This window comes from Micromonospora sp. NPDC003197 (assembly GCF_053590565.1).
This window is the reverse complement of record NZ_JBSFTE010000002.1, coordinates 23,471-40,746: the sequence shown is the minus strand read 5'-3', so window position 1 is coordinate 40,746 and position 17,276 is coordinate 23,471. Positions and strand designations below refer to the sequence as shown.

Here is a 17,276-nt window from a genome sequence, read left to right as displayed (position 1 = left end):
CGAACTCGGGACCCCGCGTCACGGCGCGGAAAGTTGCGCCAGCCGACTCAGGATCACGCCCTCCCGCAACGCCCACGGGCAGGTGTCCAACGACTCCACGCCGAGCCGGCGCAGGACGGTCTCAGCCACCACCGCACCGGCCAGCAGTTGGGGAGCCCGACCAGCGCTCACCCCGTCCAACTCGGCCAATCGACTGGGCGGAATGTGCCGAATGAAGCCGAGCAGCTGACGCAGATCGCGCCGGGTCAGTTTCTGCTGCCCCCGGAACTTTGCCTTCGCGGGCGCCGCTCCGGCCAACCGGGCCAACGTCCGGAACGTCTTCGAGGTGGCCACCGGCCTATCCCAGCCGACCCGAGTCAGCTCCGTCACCCTCGGCTCCAGCGTCGCATCGACGTACGCCCGAAGCTCTTCGACGGCCTTGGCCGACGGCGGCTCGTCCTTACCGGGTTCCAGCCTGAGCCATTCCCGGGTCAACCGCCCGGCACCGAGCGGCAACGACAGCGCCACAGCGGGGTCCTCGTCAATGCCAGCCGCAGCCTCCAGCGACCCGCCGCCGATGTCCAGCACCAGCAGCCGGCCGGCCGACCAGCCAAACCAGCGCCGCACGGCAAGGAACGTCATCCGCGCCTCGTCCGCGCCGGAGAGCACCCGCAGTTGCACACCGGTCTCCGCACGTACCCGGTCCAGGACCCACGCCGAGTTGGTCGCGTCCCGCACCGCCGACGTGGCGAACGCCACCAGGTCCTCGATGTTCAGCCGGTCCGCCGACGCCTTCGCCTCGGCAACCGCGGTCACCAGGGCGTCCGCGCCCGCCGCGGTCAACGCACCGTCCGGCCCGATCCGTTCGGCCAGTCGCGGCATGCTCTTCTCGGAGTGTGCGGGCCAGGGATGAGCACCCGACTGGGCGTCCACGACGAGCAGATGGACCGTGTTGGAGCCGACGTCGAGCACACCCAGCCGCATGCCAAGCAGACTAGCCAGCCACCCCCTCCGGCCAGAGCGACCGGAGCGTCAGCCGGCCGCGCTCTACCCGTGGCGATGACGGCAACCGGAGAAGCGGCGATGACGGGCAGCTGAAGCGCAGCGCGCCACGAAACCCCAGCCAGCGGGCTCCGAGGACCCTTCGGGCGTACGCTGACCTGGTGTCCAGCCGCAAACAACTCCGCGTACTCGTCGAGGATCCGGGGGATCCCCGGAGCCGGGAGGTGGCTCTCGACTTTCCCCGGGAGTGGATCGAGTTCGTCGATCCGGCCGACGCCGAGCACCTGATCCGTGCCGATTTGACCTGGCTGCTGTCAAGGTGGACGTGCGTCTTCGGCAAGGCGTGCCACGGCATCATCGCGGGCCGGGCGGCCGACGGTTGCTGCTCGCACGGCGCATTCTTCACCGACGCGGACGATGAGAAGCGGGTACGGGCCGCCGCCAAGCGGCTCACCTCGAAGACCTGGCAGCACTACCGGCGCGGGTTCAGCAACTACACCGAGCTGGACACGATCGACGGGAAGAACCCGGCCCGACGTACCGCCACCCAGGGTGAGGACGGGCCGTGCGTGTTCCTCAACGACGCCGACTTCGTCGGCGGTGGGGGCTGCGCGCTGCACGCCCAGGCGCTGCGCGACGGCGTACACCCGCTGGAATACAAGCCGGATGTCTGCTGGCAACTGCCGGTACGCCGGGACCAGGACTGGACCGAGCGTCCCGACGGCACGAAGGTGCTGGTCTCTACGCTGTCCGAGTTCGACCGGCGGGGCTGGGGTGCGGGCGGTCACGACCTCGACTGGTGGTGCACCTCGTCACCGGAGGCGCACGTCGGCACGGAGGCGATGTACCTGTCGTACGGTCCGGAGCTGACGGCGTTGATCGGCGCGGCGGCGTACACCAAACTCGCCAGCCTCTGCGCCGAACGCGCCCGCCAGGGCCTGGTAGCCCCCCACCCCGCCACCACTGAGATGTAAGGAAGGGCCCCTTCTTATCGTTTTCTGTATAGGAAGGGGCCCTTCCTAACACCCAAACCCCGCCGCGCTGCCCGGGCTCACGGCTCACGGCTCACGGCTCGAACTTGTAGCCCAGCCCTCGGACGGTGACGATGAAACGTGGCGCGGACGGCTCCGGCTCGATCTTGGAGCGCAGCCGCTTGACGTGCACGTCGAGGGTCTTGGTATCGCCGACGTAGTCGGCCCCCCAGACCCGGTCGATGAGCTGTCCCCGAGTCAGCACCCGGCCGGCGTTGCGCAGCAACAATTCCAGCAGCTCGAACTCCTTGAGCGGAAGCTGTACGACGCTGCCGTCGACGGTCACCACGTGCCGCTCGACGTCCATCCGTACCGGGCCGGCCGCCAGGGTCGCGGCGGTGTCGGTCGCCTCGGTGGAGTGCCGCCGCAGTACCGCCCGAATCCGGGCCACCAGTTCGCGGGGCGAGTACGGCTTTGTGACGTAGTCGTCGGCGCCGATCTCCAGCCCGACCACCTTGTCGATCTCGCTGTCCCGAGCGGTGACCATGATGATCGGCACACGCGACCGTTGCCGAAGTTCACGACACACCTCGGTACCGGACATCTCGGGCAACATCAGGTCGAGCAGCACGATGTCTGCGCCGGTCCGGTCGAACTCGGTGAGCGCCTCCGGCCCGGTGGCCGCGACGGACACCTCGAACCCTTCCTTGCGAAGCATGTAGGAGAGGGCATCGGAGAACGACTCTTCATCCTCAACCACAAGAACGCGGCTCAACGGTTCTTCCTTTCCTCTGCCGGAGCGGGCGCGAACGGAGTCTGACGGTCAGGTCGACTGACTGTCAGACCTGGCTCTGTTCGGCCGGACCGGTCTCGATCTCAACAGGCGGCGTTGGCGGCAGGAAGGCGTCCGGTGGACGCGCCGGCAGCCGCAGGGTAAACGTCGATCCTCCCCCGAGGGTGCTGGATACTTCCACTCGACCGCCATGATTCGTCGCGATGTGCTTGACAATGGCCAGCCCGAGCCCCGTACCGCCGGTTGTCCGGGAGCGGGCCTGGTCGGCCCGGTAGAACCGTTCGAAGATCCGCTCGACGTCGTCCGGGGCGATACCGGGGCCCTGGTCCGTGACGGCGATCTCGATGTGCTCGCCGTCACTCCGGGTCACCACCGCGACGCTGGCGTCCTCGTCCGAGTAGGCGATGGCGTTCTCCACCAGGTTGGCCACGGCTGTGGCGAGCTGGGCGTCACTGCCGTACGCGGTAAGGCCGGCCTGCCCGGATACGGTGACCTCGATCCGGCGCGCTGCCGCCGCCGTTCGGGTCCGGTCGACCACCTCGGCCAGCACCCAGTCGACGGCGACCGGGTCGGGCGCGGGTAGCGGTTCGGCCCCCTGGAGCCGGGTCAGTTCGAGCAGTTCGTTGACCAGCCGACCGAGTCGAGTCGACTCGTGCTGGATCCGTTCGGCGAATCGGCGGGCCGCCACGATGTCCTCGGACGGGGTCGGTGCGACCGCCGCGCCGGCACCGGCCGGCTCCGTGGCATTCAGTAGGGCCTCGGCTAGCAGTTGAAGCGCGCCGATCGGGGTCTTCAGCTCATGGCTGACGTTGGCGACGAAATCTCGACGTACTCGGGCGACCCGGTGTGACTCGGTCGCGTCCGACGCCTCGACGGCGACGAAGCCGCCGCCCAGCCCCATCGCCCGCAGGTGCACGCCGAGCGGGTCTTGGGTAGCCCCCTCGCGGCCTCGGGGCAGGTCGAGCTCGATCTCGCGTCGCACGCCCGTGCGACGCACCTGACCGGCCAGGGTACGGACGATCGGGTGCGCGGCGACCGTACCTGGGCCGCCGCCGGCGCGAAGCAGACCCATCGCGCGGGCTGCCGGGTTGACCAGGATCGGGCTGTCGTCCTGGTCGAGCACCACGACACCGACCCGCAACGCGTCGATCGTCTTGCGGCCCAGCCTGGCGAGGGTGACCTCGGCCGGCCGTACCTCCTCGGCGGGGCGAGCCACCCCCGGCGGTACGTGACCGGCGGCGTCCGCCCCTTCCGGCCGTACCTGACCGGCAGGACCAGCCGCCCCCGGCCGTACGTCATCGGGGGTGCGGCCGACGGCCGATTCTGCTGGCGGTGGCGGTGATGTTGGCGGTGTTGGCCGCCGCCAACGACGCACCAGGACCGGCCCAGCGGAGAGTCCCACCGCCAAGCCCCCCGCCACACCGGCGACGATCTCCCATTGCACGTGGCGATCGTATGGCCATAGTTAACCAAGCAGACCGGCATAACCGGTCAAAGCCGACGCGCAGCGGCGAGAGTTCACCATCCGGTCCGATGGCGTTCACCACTGTTCACCTTGTGGCCGCTCCACCGCCCTACGGTTGGCCCGCACCCAGGCACGTGCCGGGGTGCCCGGACGGCCGCCCCGACGACCACAGGATGTGATGATGCGCGACGAGTTCCGGGCCGACCTACAGATCGTCAGCCAGTTGCTGGTGGACATGGCGGAGGCGGTACGGGCCGCCATGCGGAAGGCGACCAAGGCGCTGCTGACCGCGGATCGGGAGGCCGCCGAGGCGGTGATCGCCCGGGACGCCGAGGTCGACAGCCTCTACCGACAGGTGGACGACCGGGTGTACGACCTGCTCGCCCGGCAGGCACCGGTCGCCTCCGACCTGCGTACCGTGGTGACGGCGCTCCAGGTCGCCGCCGAGCTGGAGCGGATGGGCGATCTCGCCGACCACGTGGCGAAGGTCGCCCTACGGCGGCACCCCTCACCGGCCGTACCGGCCGAACTGCGCGGCGTCTTCACGGAGATGGCCGAGGTCGCCGACCGGATCGCCGAGAAGATCGCCGAGGTGCTCTCCAAACCCGACGCCGACCTCGCGGCCGAACTCGACCGGGACGACGACGCGATGGACGCCCTGCATCGGGAACTCTTCGCGGTGCTGCTGCACGACGACTGGCCGTACGGGGCGGAGACCGCCGTCGACGGTGCCCTGCTCGGTCGCTTCTACGAGCGGTACGCCGACCACGCCGTCAACGCGGGTAGGCAGGTCGTCTACCGGGTCACCGGCGACATCCCCTGATCCCCGGCGTTGGGTGTTAGGAAGGGCCCCTTCCTATGCAAAAAGCGATAAGAAGGGGCCCTTCCTAACAACTCAGCGGCCCTGGTTGGCGACCGCAGCAGCGGCCTCCTTGGCCGCCTCCGGGTCGAGGTAGCTGCCGCCGGTGACCAGCGGACGCAGCGACGCGTCCAGGTCGTAGCGCAGCGGAATGCCGGTGGGGATGTTCAGCTTGGCGATCGCCTCGTCGGAGATCTGGTCCAGGTGCTTGACCAGTGCCCGCAGCGAGTTGCCGTGTGCTGCCACCAGGACGGTACGACCGGCGAGGATGTCCGGCACGATCGAGTCGTACCAGTAGGGCAGCATCCGCTCGACGACGTCCTTGAGGCACTCGGTGCGGGGCATCACCTCGGGCGGCAGCAGCGCGTAACGCGGGTCGCCCACCTGGGACCACTCGTCGCCGTCGGCGATCGGCGGGGGCGGTGTGTCGTACGACCGGCGCCAGAGGGTGAACTGCTCCTCGCCGTACTCGTCGAGGGTCTGCTTCTTGTTCTTGCCCTGGAGGGCACCATAGTGGCGTTCGTTGAGCCGCCATGACCGGCGGACGGCGATCCAGTGCCGGTCGGCGGCGTTCAGCGCCAACTCGGCGGTACGGATGGCCCGCCGCAGCACGCTGGTGTGCACCACGTCGGGTAGCAGCCCATGCTCGCGCAGCAGTTCCCCGCCGCGCCGGGCCTCGGACTCCCCCTTGGCGGTCAGGTCCACGTCGACCCAGCCGGTGAAGAGGTTCTTGGCATTCCAGTCGCTCTCGCCGTGCCGCAGCAGGACCAGGGTCCCTACCGTGGCTCCCTCGCCGGCGACGGGCACACTCCTCGCGCTCGCAGTCATGGGGATCATCCTGCCCGACCAGGCGGCTGGGCACGCGCAGACCCGTCGTGACGACCACCACGTGGAAAAGCACATGACCAGCGAGAAGCGCCACCACTAGGTTGTAAGGCGCTTTAAAGCAATAGGTCATTACACACGGGGGACAGAGCAATGCGGACGGTACGGGGTTGGTTGACGGAGACCGCTGGCGGGTTACCAAGAACGTTCTGGTATCTCTGGACCGGCACGCTGATCAACCGCCTCGGCTCGTTCGTCCTGATCCTCCTGGCCATGTACCTGACCAAGGAGCGCGGCTTCTCGGAGTCCCAGGCCGGTCTGGCGCTGGGTGCCTGGGGCGTCGGCGGTGCCTTCGGCACCATGCTCGGCGGGGTGCTCGCCGACCGGTGGGGTCGACGGCCCACACTGCTCGCCGCACATCTCGGTGCCGCTGTCCTCATGCTGGCACTCGGCTTCGCCCGGGACCTGCCACTGGTGATCGCCGCCGCACTGCTGCTCGGCTTCTTCGCCGAGGGCAGCCGACCGGCGTTCGGCGCGATGATGATCGACGTCGTGCCGGAGAAGGACCGGCTGCGCGCCTTCTCCCTCAACTACTGGGCGATCAACCTCGGCTTCGCCTGTGCCGCGATACTGGCTGGTATCGCCGCCAAGGCCGACTACCTGCTGGTCTTCACTGTCGACGCGGCCAGCATCCTGCTGACCGCGATCATCATCTTCGTCAAGGTCCGCGAGCCGCGCCGGGCCACCGCCACGACCACCAACAAATCCGGTACGAAGTCCAGCGGCAGCATGCTGACCCCGCTACGGGACCGGGCCTTCCTCAGCTTCGTCCTGCTCAACTTCCTCATCGCGATGGTGTTCCTCCAGCACATCTCGATGCTGCCGATCGCGATGGGGGACGACGGTCTGAGCCCGTCCACCTTCGGCTCGGTGATCGCGCTCAACGGCATTCTGATCGTTCTCGGCCAGCTCTTCATCCCCCGGTTGATCAAGGGTCGGGGACGGCCCCAGGTGTTGGCGTTGGCAGCGGTCATCACCGGTCTCGGGTTCGGGTTGACTGCCTTCGCCGGCAGCGCCTGGCTCTACGCCGGCACGGTGCTGATCTGGACGATGGGCGAGATGCTCAGCTCCCCGTCCAACTCCAGCCTGGTCGCGGAACTTTCCCCGGCCACGTTGCGCGGTCGCTACCAGGGCGTCTTCTCCCTCTCCTGGCAGGGGGCCAGCGCTGTCGCCCCGGTGCTCGGCGGTCTGGCCCGCGAGCATCTCGGGAACTCCGCCCTCTGGCTCGGCTGTGCGGTGGTCGCCGGAATCGCCGCCGTCTGTTACCTGTCCTTCGGCCAGATCTGGGAACGCCGGGCCGCCGTACTGCGCACTGTGGCCGCCAACCAGCAGTCGCAGACCGGCGAGCTCGCCAGCGTCTCGTGACGAGGGACACACTGGCGTCTAGATCCACTCGCTCCTACGGTCAGCACCGGCAAATCAACTGGAAATAAGCCTTTCTGGAGGACGCGTGCGCGGCATACGGGTCTGGCTGCACGACACCGCCGGCGGCCTCCCTGCCAGCTTCTGGTACCTCTGGACCGGACTATTGATCAACCGGACCGGCGCGTTCGCGATGCTGTACCTCTCGCTCTACCTCACCGAGGTACGCGGCGCGGACGAAGCACTGGCCGGGATCGTCGTCGGGGCGTACGGCGTGGGCGGGGTGGCCGGTGTCCTCCTCGGTGGGCTACTCGCCGATGGCTGGGGTCGTCGGGCCACCCTGCTCACATCCCACCTGGTCTCGGCGACGCTCATGGTCGGGCTCGCCTTCACCAGCAGCATCGTGGCCATCGCGATCCTCGCCGCCCTGGTCGGCGTCGTCCACTCCATGCCCAGCCCGGCATTCGTCGCCGCGATCGTCGACGTGGTGCCGATCGAGCGCCGCTCCCGCGCGTTCAACCTGCAATTCTGGGCGCACAACCTGGGCATGGCGGCGGCGGCACTGCTGGCCGGGCTGCTCTCCCAGGCGAGCTTCACCGCACTGTTCCTGGTGGACGGTGCGGCAACCCTGGCCACCGCGCTGATCATCGCCTGGAAGGTGCCGGAGACTCTGGCCCGAAACCGTACGGCGCGGAAGCCGACCGCCAGGACCGACCGGACCAGACAGCGCCAACCCGGACTACGCACCGCATTGACCGACCGAACATTCCTGGCCTTCGTCGGGCTCACCCTGGTACAGGCCGTGATGGCCGCGCAGACCTCGACCATCATGCCGCTGTCGATGCGGGCGGACGGGCTCAGCCCTTCGGCGTACGGCATCGTGGTGGCGCTCGGTGGCGCGCTGATCGTGGTGGGCCAACTCTTCGTCCCCCGGCTGATCGACGGGCACGTCAAGCACCGGGTGCTGGCTGTGTCGACCGGGCTCATCGCGGTGGGCTTCGGCGCACTGGCCTTCGCCGATCATCTGGCGCTGTATCTCTCCGCCTCGGTGATCTGGACGATCGGCACGATGCTCGCCGCACCGCCCAACGCGGAGATCAACGCCGAGCTTGCGCCGCCGGCTCTGCGGGCTCGCTACCAGTCGGTCTTCTACCTGGTCTTCCCGATGGCGGCGTTCGTCGCTCCGGCGCTCGGCGGGGTCAGCCTGAAGCATCTGGGTGACTGGCACTGGGTGATTACGGCCGGGGTGGGTCTACTCGCCGTCGGCGGGCACCTGCTTGCCGGCCCAGCCCGGGAGCGACGGGTGGCGAAGATCCAAACCAAGCAGCCGGTTTCCGAAAGCTCGTTGTCAACCGCTTAGCTCGCCGTACGACCGCGCTCCCATTGCCGTACGACCGCGCTGCTCTTGCAAATCGAGGAGCGTGTGGCTCTTGCGGATCGGATCGATTCGAGGGGGCCTACCCCGACGGCGGCGGGTGACGCTCACCCCCGTAAGCGTCACCCGCGCACACCGCCGGTTCTACAGGTGACAACGTCCCCCGACGTCTGCCACCCGTCCCCTATGCGCCCAGCTCGATGCGCAGATCTGATCGATCCGCTGCTCCCCCGAACATTTACGAGCGCGGCGCGTGCAATAACGTTAGATGGCGGCCCTTTGCCGACACAACTTCAGCGCATGTTTTACCGATCACACCGAGTGTGACCAGCCATGCTTGGTCCAACCACGCGGACCGCCCCGAAATTCCCGACAGATGGTCAGGCATCCTGCCGGTCCGGGGATTCGGTCCGGAAGAAGTTGCTCTGCCTACCATCGGACTTCTGCTCCTGGTAGATGAAATTCACCCGCCGAGCATCGAACGTCCTGAACCAGTCATCCCAGGTGATCTGCTGGATCTTTCCGCCTTCCCGCCATCCGGGAAAGTTGAAGGTCAAAACACCGGGACGGCCGTTGTGCTCCGTGCCCTGGATCGTCGCTGGTTTGGCGTTACGCGCCCGCGCCCAACGCTGGATGACGTCGTGGTTCGTAGTCACCAGACTCCGCCCCAGGCGCTCCGGCTTGTCGGCCGGCGAGGAAATCACCTGTGCGTACTTCAGGGACCTGGACATGTTCCCGCCCTGACGGATACCGCCCGCACCGGTCGTTGCCTTGCCCTGCTTGGCCAAGGTCGGTTTCGCCGTGCTGCGCCGGGTGCCGGTCGACTTCGCCGCAGTCCGCTTCGCCGCAGTCTGCTTCGCTGCCCCCGACTTCGCTGCCCCCGACTTTGCAGCACTTGGCTTCGCAGCACTTGGCTTCGCAGCGCTGGCTCGCTTGGCACCCGCTCGCGTCGCACTGGCTCGTGTGACACCCGCTCGCGTGGCGCCCGCTCGCGCTGCGCTGCTGCGGGCCGGCCCGGTGCTCTTGGTAGCCCGACCAGGGCTCGGCCTGCCGGCCGCCGTACGTCGATTTTCCGCCCGCAACGTCTTGACGAGCGTCTTGACCAGTTCGTCCTTGCGCAGGCCGGAGATACCGGAAACCCCATGTTTCTTGAGTCGACCGCGAATATCGTCGACCTTGAGCCGGCCAATCTCGGTTTCCGAGATCATCGGCGTGTTCGGAGTCCGGTTACCGGTCCGTTTCTTCATCGCGGTGGCGGCCCCGCCGCGACCCGAACTGCTCCGCTGAGCGGCCATGATTGCTCACGCTCCCTCGACAGTCTGTCCTCGGCAAGGCGGCGGGGAAACAGAGGCCATCGGACCAGGTCCGACCCACCCACGCCGCTACCGTCGGTTACCCGTCAGGTCTCGTCCAAACCCGGGCCAGACCGCTCCGATGACTCGAAGAGATGCGTGAAGGCGGCGAGGTTCGCGGTCGACTCACCGCGTTTGACCCGCCATTCCCATTCGCGACGGATCGCCGTACCGAAACCGATCTCCAGCATCGAGTCGAAGGACTCGTCGGCGTAGGTGAGGACCGCACCGAGCAGCCGGTCCAGCTCATCCTCATCGAGCCCGGTCAGACCGACCCGACCGGTCAGGTAGACGTCGCCAACGCTGTCGATCGAGAACGCGACACCGTACATCCGGGAGTTGCGGCGCAGCAGCCACGCCCACAACTCCTCGCGCCGCTCGTCCGGCTGCCGCATGACGAACGCCTCGACCCGCAGCGCGTGCTCACCGACGATCAGGTTGCAGATGGTCTTCAGCTTGTGCGTACCGGGCAGGGTGACCGCGTACGAGAACTCTCCGGTCGACTCGCAGGCCAACTCCCGATCGGCACAGACCGCCTCGATGAGCGCGGCAGTCGCGCCCCGCTGCCCGGCAACCTCGCTCCGGCTCCCCGACCCGGTCACCAGGCACCGGCCGGCTGCACCGACGAACCATCGGCGAACTTCGACACAAGTCTGCTCCGGTGCTCCGCCACCGCCTCACGGTAGACGGTCAACAAACCCGAGGCCGTACGGGTCCAGGAGAAGTCACTGGCGTGCTTGACCGCCCCTCGGGACAGTTCGGCCCGGCGACGCGGCTCGACGAGCAGGGTGCCGAGTGCCCGGGCCCAGTCCTCCGCATCGTGGCCGTCGACGAGCACCCCACTGACGCCGTCCCGAACGGCGGTGACCAGACCGCCCACCGCAGCGGCGAGCACCGGGGTGCCACATGCCTGCGCCTCCAGGGCGACCAGCCCGAAAGACTCGTTGTACGACGGCACCGCCACCACGTCCGCCGCCCGATAGACGGCCGGCAGGTCGTCGCCGGTCTGCGGCGGCAGGAACCGTACGGTGTCCGAGATCCCCAGCGAGGCGGCCAGCTCGATCAACGAGGTGGGCCGGTCCAGTCCGCTGCCGCTGGGCCCGCCCACGATCGCGACGGTCAACTCTGCCACCAGCCGTGGGTCACGTCGGCGCAGTTCGGCCACGGCCCGCAGCAACACGTCGGGTGCCTTGAGCGGCTGGATCCGGCCGACGAACGCGACGACGTACCCGTGGGGTGGCAGCCCGAGCCGACGGCGGGCAACGAGCCGGGCCACGGCCCGATCCCCGGCGGGGGGTGGGGTGAACCGGTCCAGGTCCACACCCGGCTCGACCACCGTCACCTCGCCCGGGTCGGCACCGTACCGCTCGATCAGCTCGTCGGCCTCGCTCCCGGTGTTGGCGACCAGCCGGTCGGCCTCGGCCACCACCTGTTCCTCACCGATCAGCCGGGCCTTGGGCTCGGGCCGGTCCCCGGCGGCGAGCTGCGCGTTCTTGACCTTGGCAAGGGTGTGCGCGGTGTGCACCAGCGGCACCCCCCACCGTTCCTTGGCCAGCCAGCCGACCTGCCCGGAAAGCCAATAGTGGGAGTGGATCAGGTCGTAGAAGCCGGGTGCCCGGGCCGCCTCGGTCCGCAGTACCCCGGCGGTGAAGGCACAGAGCTGGCCGGGCAGCTCCTCCTTCGCCAGGCCCTCGAACGGACCGGCGGTGACGTGCCGGACGTACACGCCGGGGGCCATCTCCACCACCGACGGCAGGTCGCTGGCGGTGGCCCGGGTGAAGATCTCCACCTCGACGCCGGCGTCGGCCAGCCGGCGGGCAACCTCGACGATATAGACGTTCATGCCGCCCGCATCCCCGGTGCCAGGCTGGTGCAGCGGAGAGGTGTGCACGGAGATGGTGGCGATCCGTCGGGGCGTCGGCCATGGCTGGGTACCCCGCTGACGGGCTACGCCAGTGTGCTTCTCCAACACATCCGCTCCTCTTGTCACGTGATATGCCGTTCGCACGACCGGCGTTCTGAATCAACCTCGCAGCCGGACGTCATCTTCCCGATCGAGTGATGAGCATGCGGCGGGGCGTCTACGGAGGTGACCGACCTCATCCCGGTGCCAGATGGCCGGGGTCGGCGAACGGTGGTAAAGAATGGTCGGATGATCCCTACCGCGATCGTCACCGGCGCTTCCAGCGGGATCGGTGCCGCCACCGCCCGCCGGCTGGCAACCGAGGGCTTCCACGTACTCGCCGCCGCCCGCCGCAAGGACCGGCTCGACACCCTGGTCGAGGAGATCACCTCGGCCGGTGGTACGGCGACCGCGGTGGTGTGTGACGTGACCTCGGACGAGTCGGTGGCCGCGCTGGCCGCGACCGCGCGGAGCCTGCCCGGCCCGGTCACCCTGCTGGTCAACAACGCCGGTGGGGCGCGTGGGCTGGACCCGGTCGAGTCGGGCTCGATCGGCGACTGGCAGTGGATGTACGACGTGAACGTGCTCGGCACGCTCCGGGTCACCCAGGCGCTGCTGCCCGCCCTGGATGCCTCCGGGGCCGGCACCATCGTGGTGATCAGCTCGACCGCCGGTTTCACCGTCTACGAGGGCGGAGGCGGCTACACGGCCGCCAAGCACGCGCAGACGGCGGTGGCCGGCACGCTACGGCTGGAACTCTGCGGCCGGCCGATCCGGGTGATCGAAATCGACCCGGGCATGGTCCAGACCGACGAGTTCTCGCTGGTCCGCTTCGACGGTGACGCGCAGCGGGCAGCGTCCGTCTACGAAGGGGTCGCCGAGCCGCTGGTCGCCGACGACGTGGCGGACTGCGTGGCCTGGTGCGCCACCCGTCCGCACCACGTCAACGTGGATCGGCTGGTGGTCCGCCCGCTGGCCCAGGCCGCCCAGCACAAGGTGCACCGGGTGCGCTGACATGACTGCCCGTCGGCCGATGGGGGTGGTCACCCGAGGCACCACCAACCCCAACCGGCTACGCCGGGTGGACAACTGGATCGCGTGGCGCTGCGGTGACCTGCTGCGCGACGCCGCCGACCCGCTGGTGGTGGACCTCGGCTACGGCGCCACCCCGGTCACCGCCGTGGAGCTGCGTGCCCGGCTGGCCAACGCGGTCCGCCCGGACATCCGGGTGGTCGGGCTGGAGATCGATCCGGTACGCGTCGCCGCCGCCGCGCCTGCCGCCGACCCGCCCGGGTTGACCTTCGCTCGGGGCGGCTTCGAACTGGCCGGGTTGCGCCCTGCCCTCATTCGCACCTTCAACGTGCTGCGCCAGTACGACGAGTCGCAGGTCGCCTCAGCGTGGCAGACGATGATCGACGCGCTCGCGCCCGACGGGGTGATCGTCGAGGGCACCTGCGACGAGTTGGGCCGGCTGGCCAGCTGGCTGCTCATCGACGCCACCGGTCCACGCTCACTGACCCTGGCCGCCCGACTGTCCAATCTCGACACCCCGGCGGCCCTGGCCGAGCGGCTACCCAAGGCGCTGATTCACCGCAACGTCCCCGGCGAGGGGGTGTACGCCCTGCTCCGGGCGCTCGACGACGGCTGGCGGGACGCGGCCCCGTACGCCACCTTTGGCCCCCGCCAACGCTGGCTACACGCCGTCACGGCGGTACGCGCCGCCGGCTGGCCGGTGCTGGACCGGCCGAACCGGTGGCGGCTCGGCGAGATCACCGTCGACTGGTCCGCCGTCGCACCCTGCTGATCCACCGCCGTCACGACAGTCCGCCCCCTGGTCAGACCGGCAGCCGACCACTACGTGAATTTCTAGCTCGGTATCTCAGGAAGCCTGCTCCCCGCGCATGCGGGGGTGACTTCTAGATCTGACAGTTGACCATGATCGGTTCCGGGTGCAGGGTGACGCCGAACCGGTCGTGTACGCCGTCGCGGATCTCCCGGGCCAGCCCGAGCAACGCCTCCGTCGTACCGCTGCCCCGGTTGGTCAGGGCCAGGGTGTGCTTGGAGGAGATCGCCACTCCGCCCGCACCCTGGTAGCCCTTGCTGAACCCGGCCTTGTCGATCAGCCAGGCGGCGCTGACCTTGACCACGCCCCCGGCACCGGGCCAGGACGGCGGCTCGCCGACCCCCAGCGCCTCAGCGCGGGCAACCAGTGCCACGTATGCCGCGTCGTCGAGCACCGGGTTGGTGAAGAACGAGCCGACCGAGCGGGTGTCGGGGTCGTTCGGGTCCAGCACCATGCCCTTACCGGCGCGCAGCCGACGGACGGTGGCGCGGGCGGCGGCCAGCGGCACCCGGTCGCCGACCTCGACGCCGAGCGCGCGGGCCAGTTCGGCGTAGCGGATCGGGGTGGAGAGCGGTGACCGGACCAGTTTGAAGTCGACGGTGAGCACCGCCCAGCGGTCGCTGTGTCGGAAGATGCTGGACCGGTAGGCGAAGCCGCACTGCTCGGCGGTCAGCTCGACCGTCTCGTCGGTGACCCGGTCGTACGCCCCGACGGAGACGACGGTCTCGGCGACTTCCTGGCCGTACGCCCCGACGTTCTGGATCGGGGTGGCGCCGGCCGAGCCGGGGATGCCGGAGAGGCATTCCAGCCCGGACCAGCCGTTCTCGACGGTGGCGGCGACGAGGTCGTCCCAGGGTTCGCCGGCCTCGACCCGTACGGTCACCGTCGTCTCGTCCTCGGCGACGATCCGGAAGCCTCGGGAGCGGACCAGTACGACGGTGCCGGGGAAGCCGGCGTCGCCGATGATCACGTTGCTGCCGCCGGCCAGAATCAGTACTGGCTGATCCTGGAGGCTGGCTTCCCGTACACTTTGTGCGATTTCATCCGAATATTCCGCCACGACGAGCTGGCGCGGTGTTCCCCCGAGGCCCAGCGTCGTGAACCTCGCCAGCAATCCCGGCTCGGCAGGGTCTACGGCGAAGCCCAATTGGGCACTAACGTCTGGCACACCCTTCACCCTAGGCTGAGGGACAGCCGGATCGCCCACTGGTAGACCGGTCGCACGGGAGGACAGTCATGAGCAGACCCCATGGCAGCAAGGATTTCTGGATCGGGGCGTTGCGGGTCGAAGGTCCGGCCTTCCGGGCCGCCGTCGCCGAGGCTCCCCCCGACACACCGGTACTCTCCTGTCCCGGCTGGACCGTGACCGATCTGGTCCGCCACGTCGCCCAGGTCTACTACGGGGTACGCGGCTTCGTCACCTCGGGCAGCACCGAGCAGCCGGCCACCTTCCGGCAGCTCGAAGACCCGACACCGGGGGTCACCGCCCTGGACCTGTGGCAGCGGGAGTACGACCAGCTCATCGTCCTGCTTGACGAGCTCGACCCGGAGGCCCCCGCGTGGAACTGGGCCCCCCAACCGAAGAAGGCCGGATTCTGGCCCCGCCGGATGGCCCACGAGACGGTGATCCACCGGTGGGATGCCCAGATGGCGATCGCGGCCGGTGACCCGATCGAGGCCAAGCTCGCGGCCGACGGGGTGAGCGAGGTGGTGGACACCTTCCTGCCGGCCGGACGGCGCAGCTCCGACCAGCAGCTCCACGGGGTGGTGCAGCTCGTCGCCGCGGACACCGACCAGCGGTGGTATCTGCGGCTGCGCGGCGGCGGCATCGCGCTGCTCGACACCGACACGATCCTGGACACCCACGACCCGCGCGCCCGGGTGCACGCCACCGGCACGGCCAGCGATCTCATGCTTGCGCTCTGGGGGCGGATCGGCCTGGACGTCCTGGACGTGACCGGTGACGCGAGCCTGCTGGAGGGGCTGCGCGTCGGGCAACCGGCCAACTGATTTCCGAAAGGCGCGGTCACCCCTTGAACACTCTCGATCCGAAGCCGATCACGTTCCCCGAGGGTTTTGTCTGGGGTGCGGCGACCGCCGCCTACCAGATCGAGGGCGCAGCCAGCGCGGACGGCCGAGGCCCCTCGATCTGGGACACCTTCAGCCGTACGCCGGGCAAGGTGTACGCCGGGGACACCGGTGACGTGGCCTGCGACCACTACCACCGCTACCCGGCGGATGTGGCGTTAATGGCCGAGTTGGGGCTGCGGGCGTACCGCTTCTCGGTGGCCTGGCCCCGGATCCAGCCCGACGGTTCCGGGGTCGTCGAGCCGCGCGGGCTCGACTTCTACGACCGGCTGGTCGACGAGCTACGCGGCCGGGGCATCGACCCGATCGTCACGCTCTACCACTGGGACCTGCCCCAGCCACTCGAAGATCGGGGTGGCTGGACCGCCCGGGAGACCGCCGAGCGGTTCGCCGACTACGCGACCGTGGTGCATCAGCGACTCGGTGACCGGGTCGAGACGTGGACCACGCTCAACGAGCCATGGTGCGCGGCCTACCTGGGTTACGGCAGTGGCCTACACGCGCCGGGGCGGCAGGATCCAGCGGCGGCCTTCACCGCCGTACACCATCTGTTGCTCGGGCATGGGCTGGCCGCGCGGGCGCTGCGCGCGGCCGGCGCGGCCACCATCGGAATCACCCTCAACCCGGCCGCTGTTCGCCCCGTCGACCCGAACAGCGCCGCCGACCAGGCAGCGGTACGCCTCGTCGACGGCCTGCACAACCGGATCTTCCTCGATCCGCTGCTGCGCGGACGCTATCCGGCAGACGTGCTGGAGCACGTTTCCCGCTTCACCGACCTGGCCTATCTGCGCGATGGCGACGAGCAGACGATTGCGGCCCCGATCGACCTGCTCGGCGTCAACTACTACTCGCCCACCTACGTGGCGGACCGGCCGGGCGCGGCCGGGGGTGGTGGGGCCTATCCGGGCACCGAGGGGATCGAGTTCCCGCCGCCGACCGGGCCACTCACCGAGATGGGCTGGATGATCGAGCCCGACAGTCTGACCGCCCTGCTGGAGCGGATCGCCTGGGACTACCCCGGCGTACCGCTGATGATCACCGAGAACGGTGCCGCCTTCGCCGACAAGTTCGCCCCGGACGGCATCGCTGGCGATGGCATCGCCTCGGATGGCGACGCTGCGAACGGTCTGGTCCCGGACGCCGACCGGATCGCCTACCTCGACGGGCACTTCCGGGCGGCGCACGCGGCCATTGAGCGGGGGGTGGACCTACGCGGCTATCTGGTCTGGTCGCTGCTGGACAACTTCGAGTGGGCCGAGGGCTACCGGAAGCGCTTCGGCATCGTCTACGTCGACTACCCGAGCCAACGCCGAGTCCTCAAGGACAGCGCCCACTGGTATCGGGAAGTGATCCGGCGCAACGGTCTGTGACGACCGTACCGGCGAGGAGCGGCAAGGAG

16 protein-coding genes are annotated in these 17,276 nt (G+C 69.1%); 8 read left to right on the top strand and 8 right to left on the bottom strand.

Features of this window, described 5'->3' with window-relative positions; translation table 11 throughout:
• Positions 1-18: 18 nt before the first annotated feature.
• On the bottom strand, positions 19-963 hold the full coding sequence (locus ACWDV4_RS02375) for a Ppx/GppA phosphatase family protein (RefSeq protein WP_449974221.1): 945 nt from the start codon (positions 961-963) through the stop codon (positions 19-21).
• A gap of 179 nt (positions 964-1,142) precedes the next feature.
• Between ACWDV4_RS02375 and ACWDV4_RS02370 the strand changes: the two genes are divergently transcribed.
• Positions 1,143-1,955 (top strand): hypothetical protein, encoded by an 813-nt coding sequence (locus tag ACWDV4_RS02370; RefSeq protein ID WP_449974219.1) that lies wholly within the window; start codon positions 1,143-1,145, stop codon positions 1,953-1,955.
• A gap of 91 nt (positions 1,956-2,046) precedes the next feature.
• Here the strand turns inward: ACWDV4_RS02370 and ACWDV4_RS02365 are convergent, their stop codons facing one another.
• A complete protein-coding gene (locus ACWDV4_RS02365) occupies positions 2,047-2,727 on the bottom strand; it encodes a response regulator (RefSeq protein WP_449974218.1) in 681 nt (226 codons plus the stop codon).
• A 64-nt stretch (positions 2,728-2,791) separates the two neighbouring features.
• On the bottom strand, positions 2,792-4,189 hold the full coding sequence (locus ACWDV4_RS02360; RefSeq protein ID WP_449974217.1) for a sensor histidine kinase: 1,398 nt from the start codon (positions 4,187-4,189) through the stop codon (positions 2,792-2,794).
• A 202-nt stretch (positions 4,190-4,391) separates the two neighbouring features.
• Here ACWDV4_RS02360 and phoU point away from each other — a divergent pair, with 202 nt between their 5' ends.
• A complete protein-coding gene (gene phoU / locus ACWDV4_RS02355; RefSeq protein ID WP_449974216.1) occupies positions 4,392-5,033 on the top strand; it encodes a phosphate signaling complex protein PhoU in 642 nt (213 codons plus the stop codon).
• A 72-nt stretch (positions 5,034-5,105) separates the two neighbouring features.
• Here phoU and ACWDV4_RS02350 read toward each other — a convergent pair whose 3' ends face one another.
• Positions 5,106-5,897 carry a phosphoglyceromutase gene (locus ACWDV4_RS02350; RefSeq protein WP_449974215.1) on the bottom strand — a complete coding sequence of 264 codons (792 nt, stop codon included), beginning with the start codon at positions 5,895-5,897 and terminating at the stop codon, positions 5,106-5,108.
• Positions 5,898-6,047: 150 nt separating this feature from the next.
• On the opposite strand from ACWDV4_RS02350, the gene ACWDV4_RS02345 reads away from it, so the two are divergent.
• Both ACWDV4_RS02345 and ACWDV4_RS02340 read left to right on the top strand, forming a co-directional pair.
• Positions 6,048-7,319, top strand: a complete 1,272-nt coding sequence (locus ACWDV4_RS02345; RefSeq protein WP_449974214.1) for an MDR family MFS transporter — start codon at positions 6,048-6,050, stop codon at positions 7,317-7,319.
• 85 nt (positions 7,320-7,404) lie between these two features.
• Entirely contained in the window at positions 7,405-8,676 is a 1,272-nt protein-coding gene (locus tag ACWDV4_RS02340) for an MFS transporter (RefSeq protein WP_449974212.1), read from the top strand.
• Between the two features lie 395 nt (positions 8,677-9,071).
• On the opposite strand, the gene ACWDV4_RS02335 is transcribed toward ACWDV4_RS02340, so the two are convergent.
• The 3 genes from ACWDV4_RS02335 to mshA form a co-directional block, all read right to left on the bottom strand.
• Entirely contained in the window at positions 9,072-9,986 is a 915-nt protein-coding gene (locus ACWDV4_RS02335; protein ID WP_449974211.1) for a hypothetical protein, read from the bottom strand.
• Positions 9,987-10,090: 104 nt separating this feature from the next.
• The gene (locus tag ACWDV4_RS02330) at positions 10,091-10,645 is read right to left on the bottom strand and encodes a YbjN domain-containing protein (protein WP_449974209.1); all 555 of its coding nucleotides are present in this window, start codon (positions 10,643-10,645) and stop codon (positions 10,091-10,093) included.
• Positions 10,642-12,015, bottom strand: a complete 1,374-nt coding sequence (mshA, locus tag ACWDV4_RS02325) for a D-inositol-3-phosphate glycosyltransferase (protein ID WP_449974207.1) — start codon at positions 12,013-12,015, stop codon at positions 10,642-10,644. The genes ACWDV4_RS02330 and mshA overlap by 4 nt, the downstream gene beginning before the upstream one ends.
• A gap of 180 nt (positions 12,016-12,195) precedes the next feature.
• On the opposite strand from mshA, the gene ACWDV4_RS02320 reads away from it, so the two are divergent.
• Both ACWDV4_RS02320 and ACWDV4_RS02315 read left to right on the top strand, forming a co-directional pair.
• Positions 12,196-12,960 carry an SDR family oxidoreductase gene (locus ACWDV4_RS02320; protein ID WP_449974205.1) on the top strand — a complete coding sequence of 255 codons (765 nt, stop codon included), beginning with the start codon at positions 12,196-12,198 and terminating at the stop codon, positions 12,958-12,960.
• Between the two features lies 1 nt (position 12,961).
• Positions 12,962-13,750, top strand: a complete 789-nt coding sequence (locus ACWDV4_RS02315) for a class I SAM-dependent methyltransferase (RefSeq protein ID WP_449974204.1) — start codon at positions 12,962-12,964, stop codon at positions 13,748-13,750.
• A 112-nt stretch (positions 13,751-13,862) separates the two neighbouring features.
• Here ACWDV4_RS02315 and ACWDV4_RS02310 read toward each other — a convergent pair whose 3' ends face one another.
• Positions 13,863-14,957, bottom strand: coding sequence for a UDP-N-acetylmuramate dehydrogenase (locus ACWDV4_RS02310; RefSeq protein ID WP_449974202.1), 1,095 nt, complete (start codon positions 14,955-14,957; stop codon positions 13,863-13,865).
• Positions 14,958-15,025: 68 nt separating this feature from the next.
• Between ACWDV4_RS02310 and ACWDV4_RS02305 the strand changes: the two genes are divergently transcribed.
• Positions 15,026-15,799, top strand: coding sequence for a maleylpyruvate isomerase family mycothiol-dependent enzyme (locus ACWDV4_RS02305; protein WP_449974201.1), 774 nt, complete (start codon positions 15,026-15,028; stop codon positions 15,797-15,799).
• A gap of 23 nt (positions 15,800-15,822) precedes the next feature.
• Positions 15,823-17,247 (top strand): GH1 family beta-glucosidase, encoded by a 1,425-nt coding sequence (locus ACWDV4_RS02300; RefSeq protein ID WP_449974200.1) that lies wholly within the window; start codon positions 15,823-15,825, stop codon positions 17,245-17,247.
• Positions 17,248-17,276: the final 29 nt, after the last annotated feature.

What these genes read in the sequence shown, in the direction of transcription:
- ACWDV4_RS02375 (WP_449974221.1), bottom strand. Translation starts at nt 963, where the DNA reads ATGCGGCTGGGTGTGCTCGACGTCGGCTCCAACACGGTCCATCTGCTC.
- phoU (WP_449974216.1), top strand. Translation starts at nt 4,392, where the DNA reads ATGCGCGACGAGTTCCGGGCCGACCTACAGATCGTCAGCCAGTTGCTG.
- ACWDV4_RS02350 (WP_449974215.1), bottom strand. Translation starts at nt 5,897, where the DNA reads ATGACTGCGAGCGCGAGGAGTGTGCCCGTCGCCGGCGAGGGAGCCACG.
- ACWDV4_RS02345 (WP_449974214.1), top strand. Translation starts at nt 6,048, where the DNA reads ATGCGGACGGTACGGGGTTGGTTGACGGAGACCGCTGGCGGGTTACCA.
- ACWDV4_RS02335 (WP_449974211.1), bottom strand. Translation starts at nt 9,986, where the DNA reads ATGGCCGCTCAGCGGAGCAGTTCGGGTCGCGGCGGGGCCGCCACCGCG.
- ACWDV4_RS02320 (WP_449974205.1), top strand. Translation starts at nt 12,196, where the DNA reads ATGATCCCTACCGCGATCGTCACCGGCGCTTCCAGCGGGATCGGTGCC.
- ACWDV4_RS02315 (WP_449974204.1), top strand. Translation starts at nt 12,962, where the DNA reads ATGACTGCCCGTCGGCCGATGGGGGTGGTCACCCGAGGCACCACCAAC.
- ACWDV4_RS02305 (WP_449974201.1), top strand. Translation starts at nt 15,026, where the DNA reads ATGAGCAGACCCCATGGCAGCAAGGATTTCTGGATCGGGGCGTTGCGG.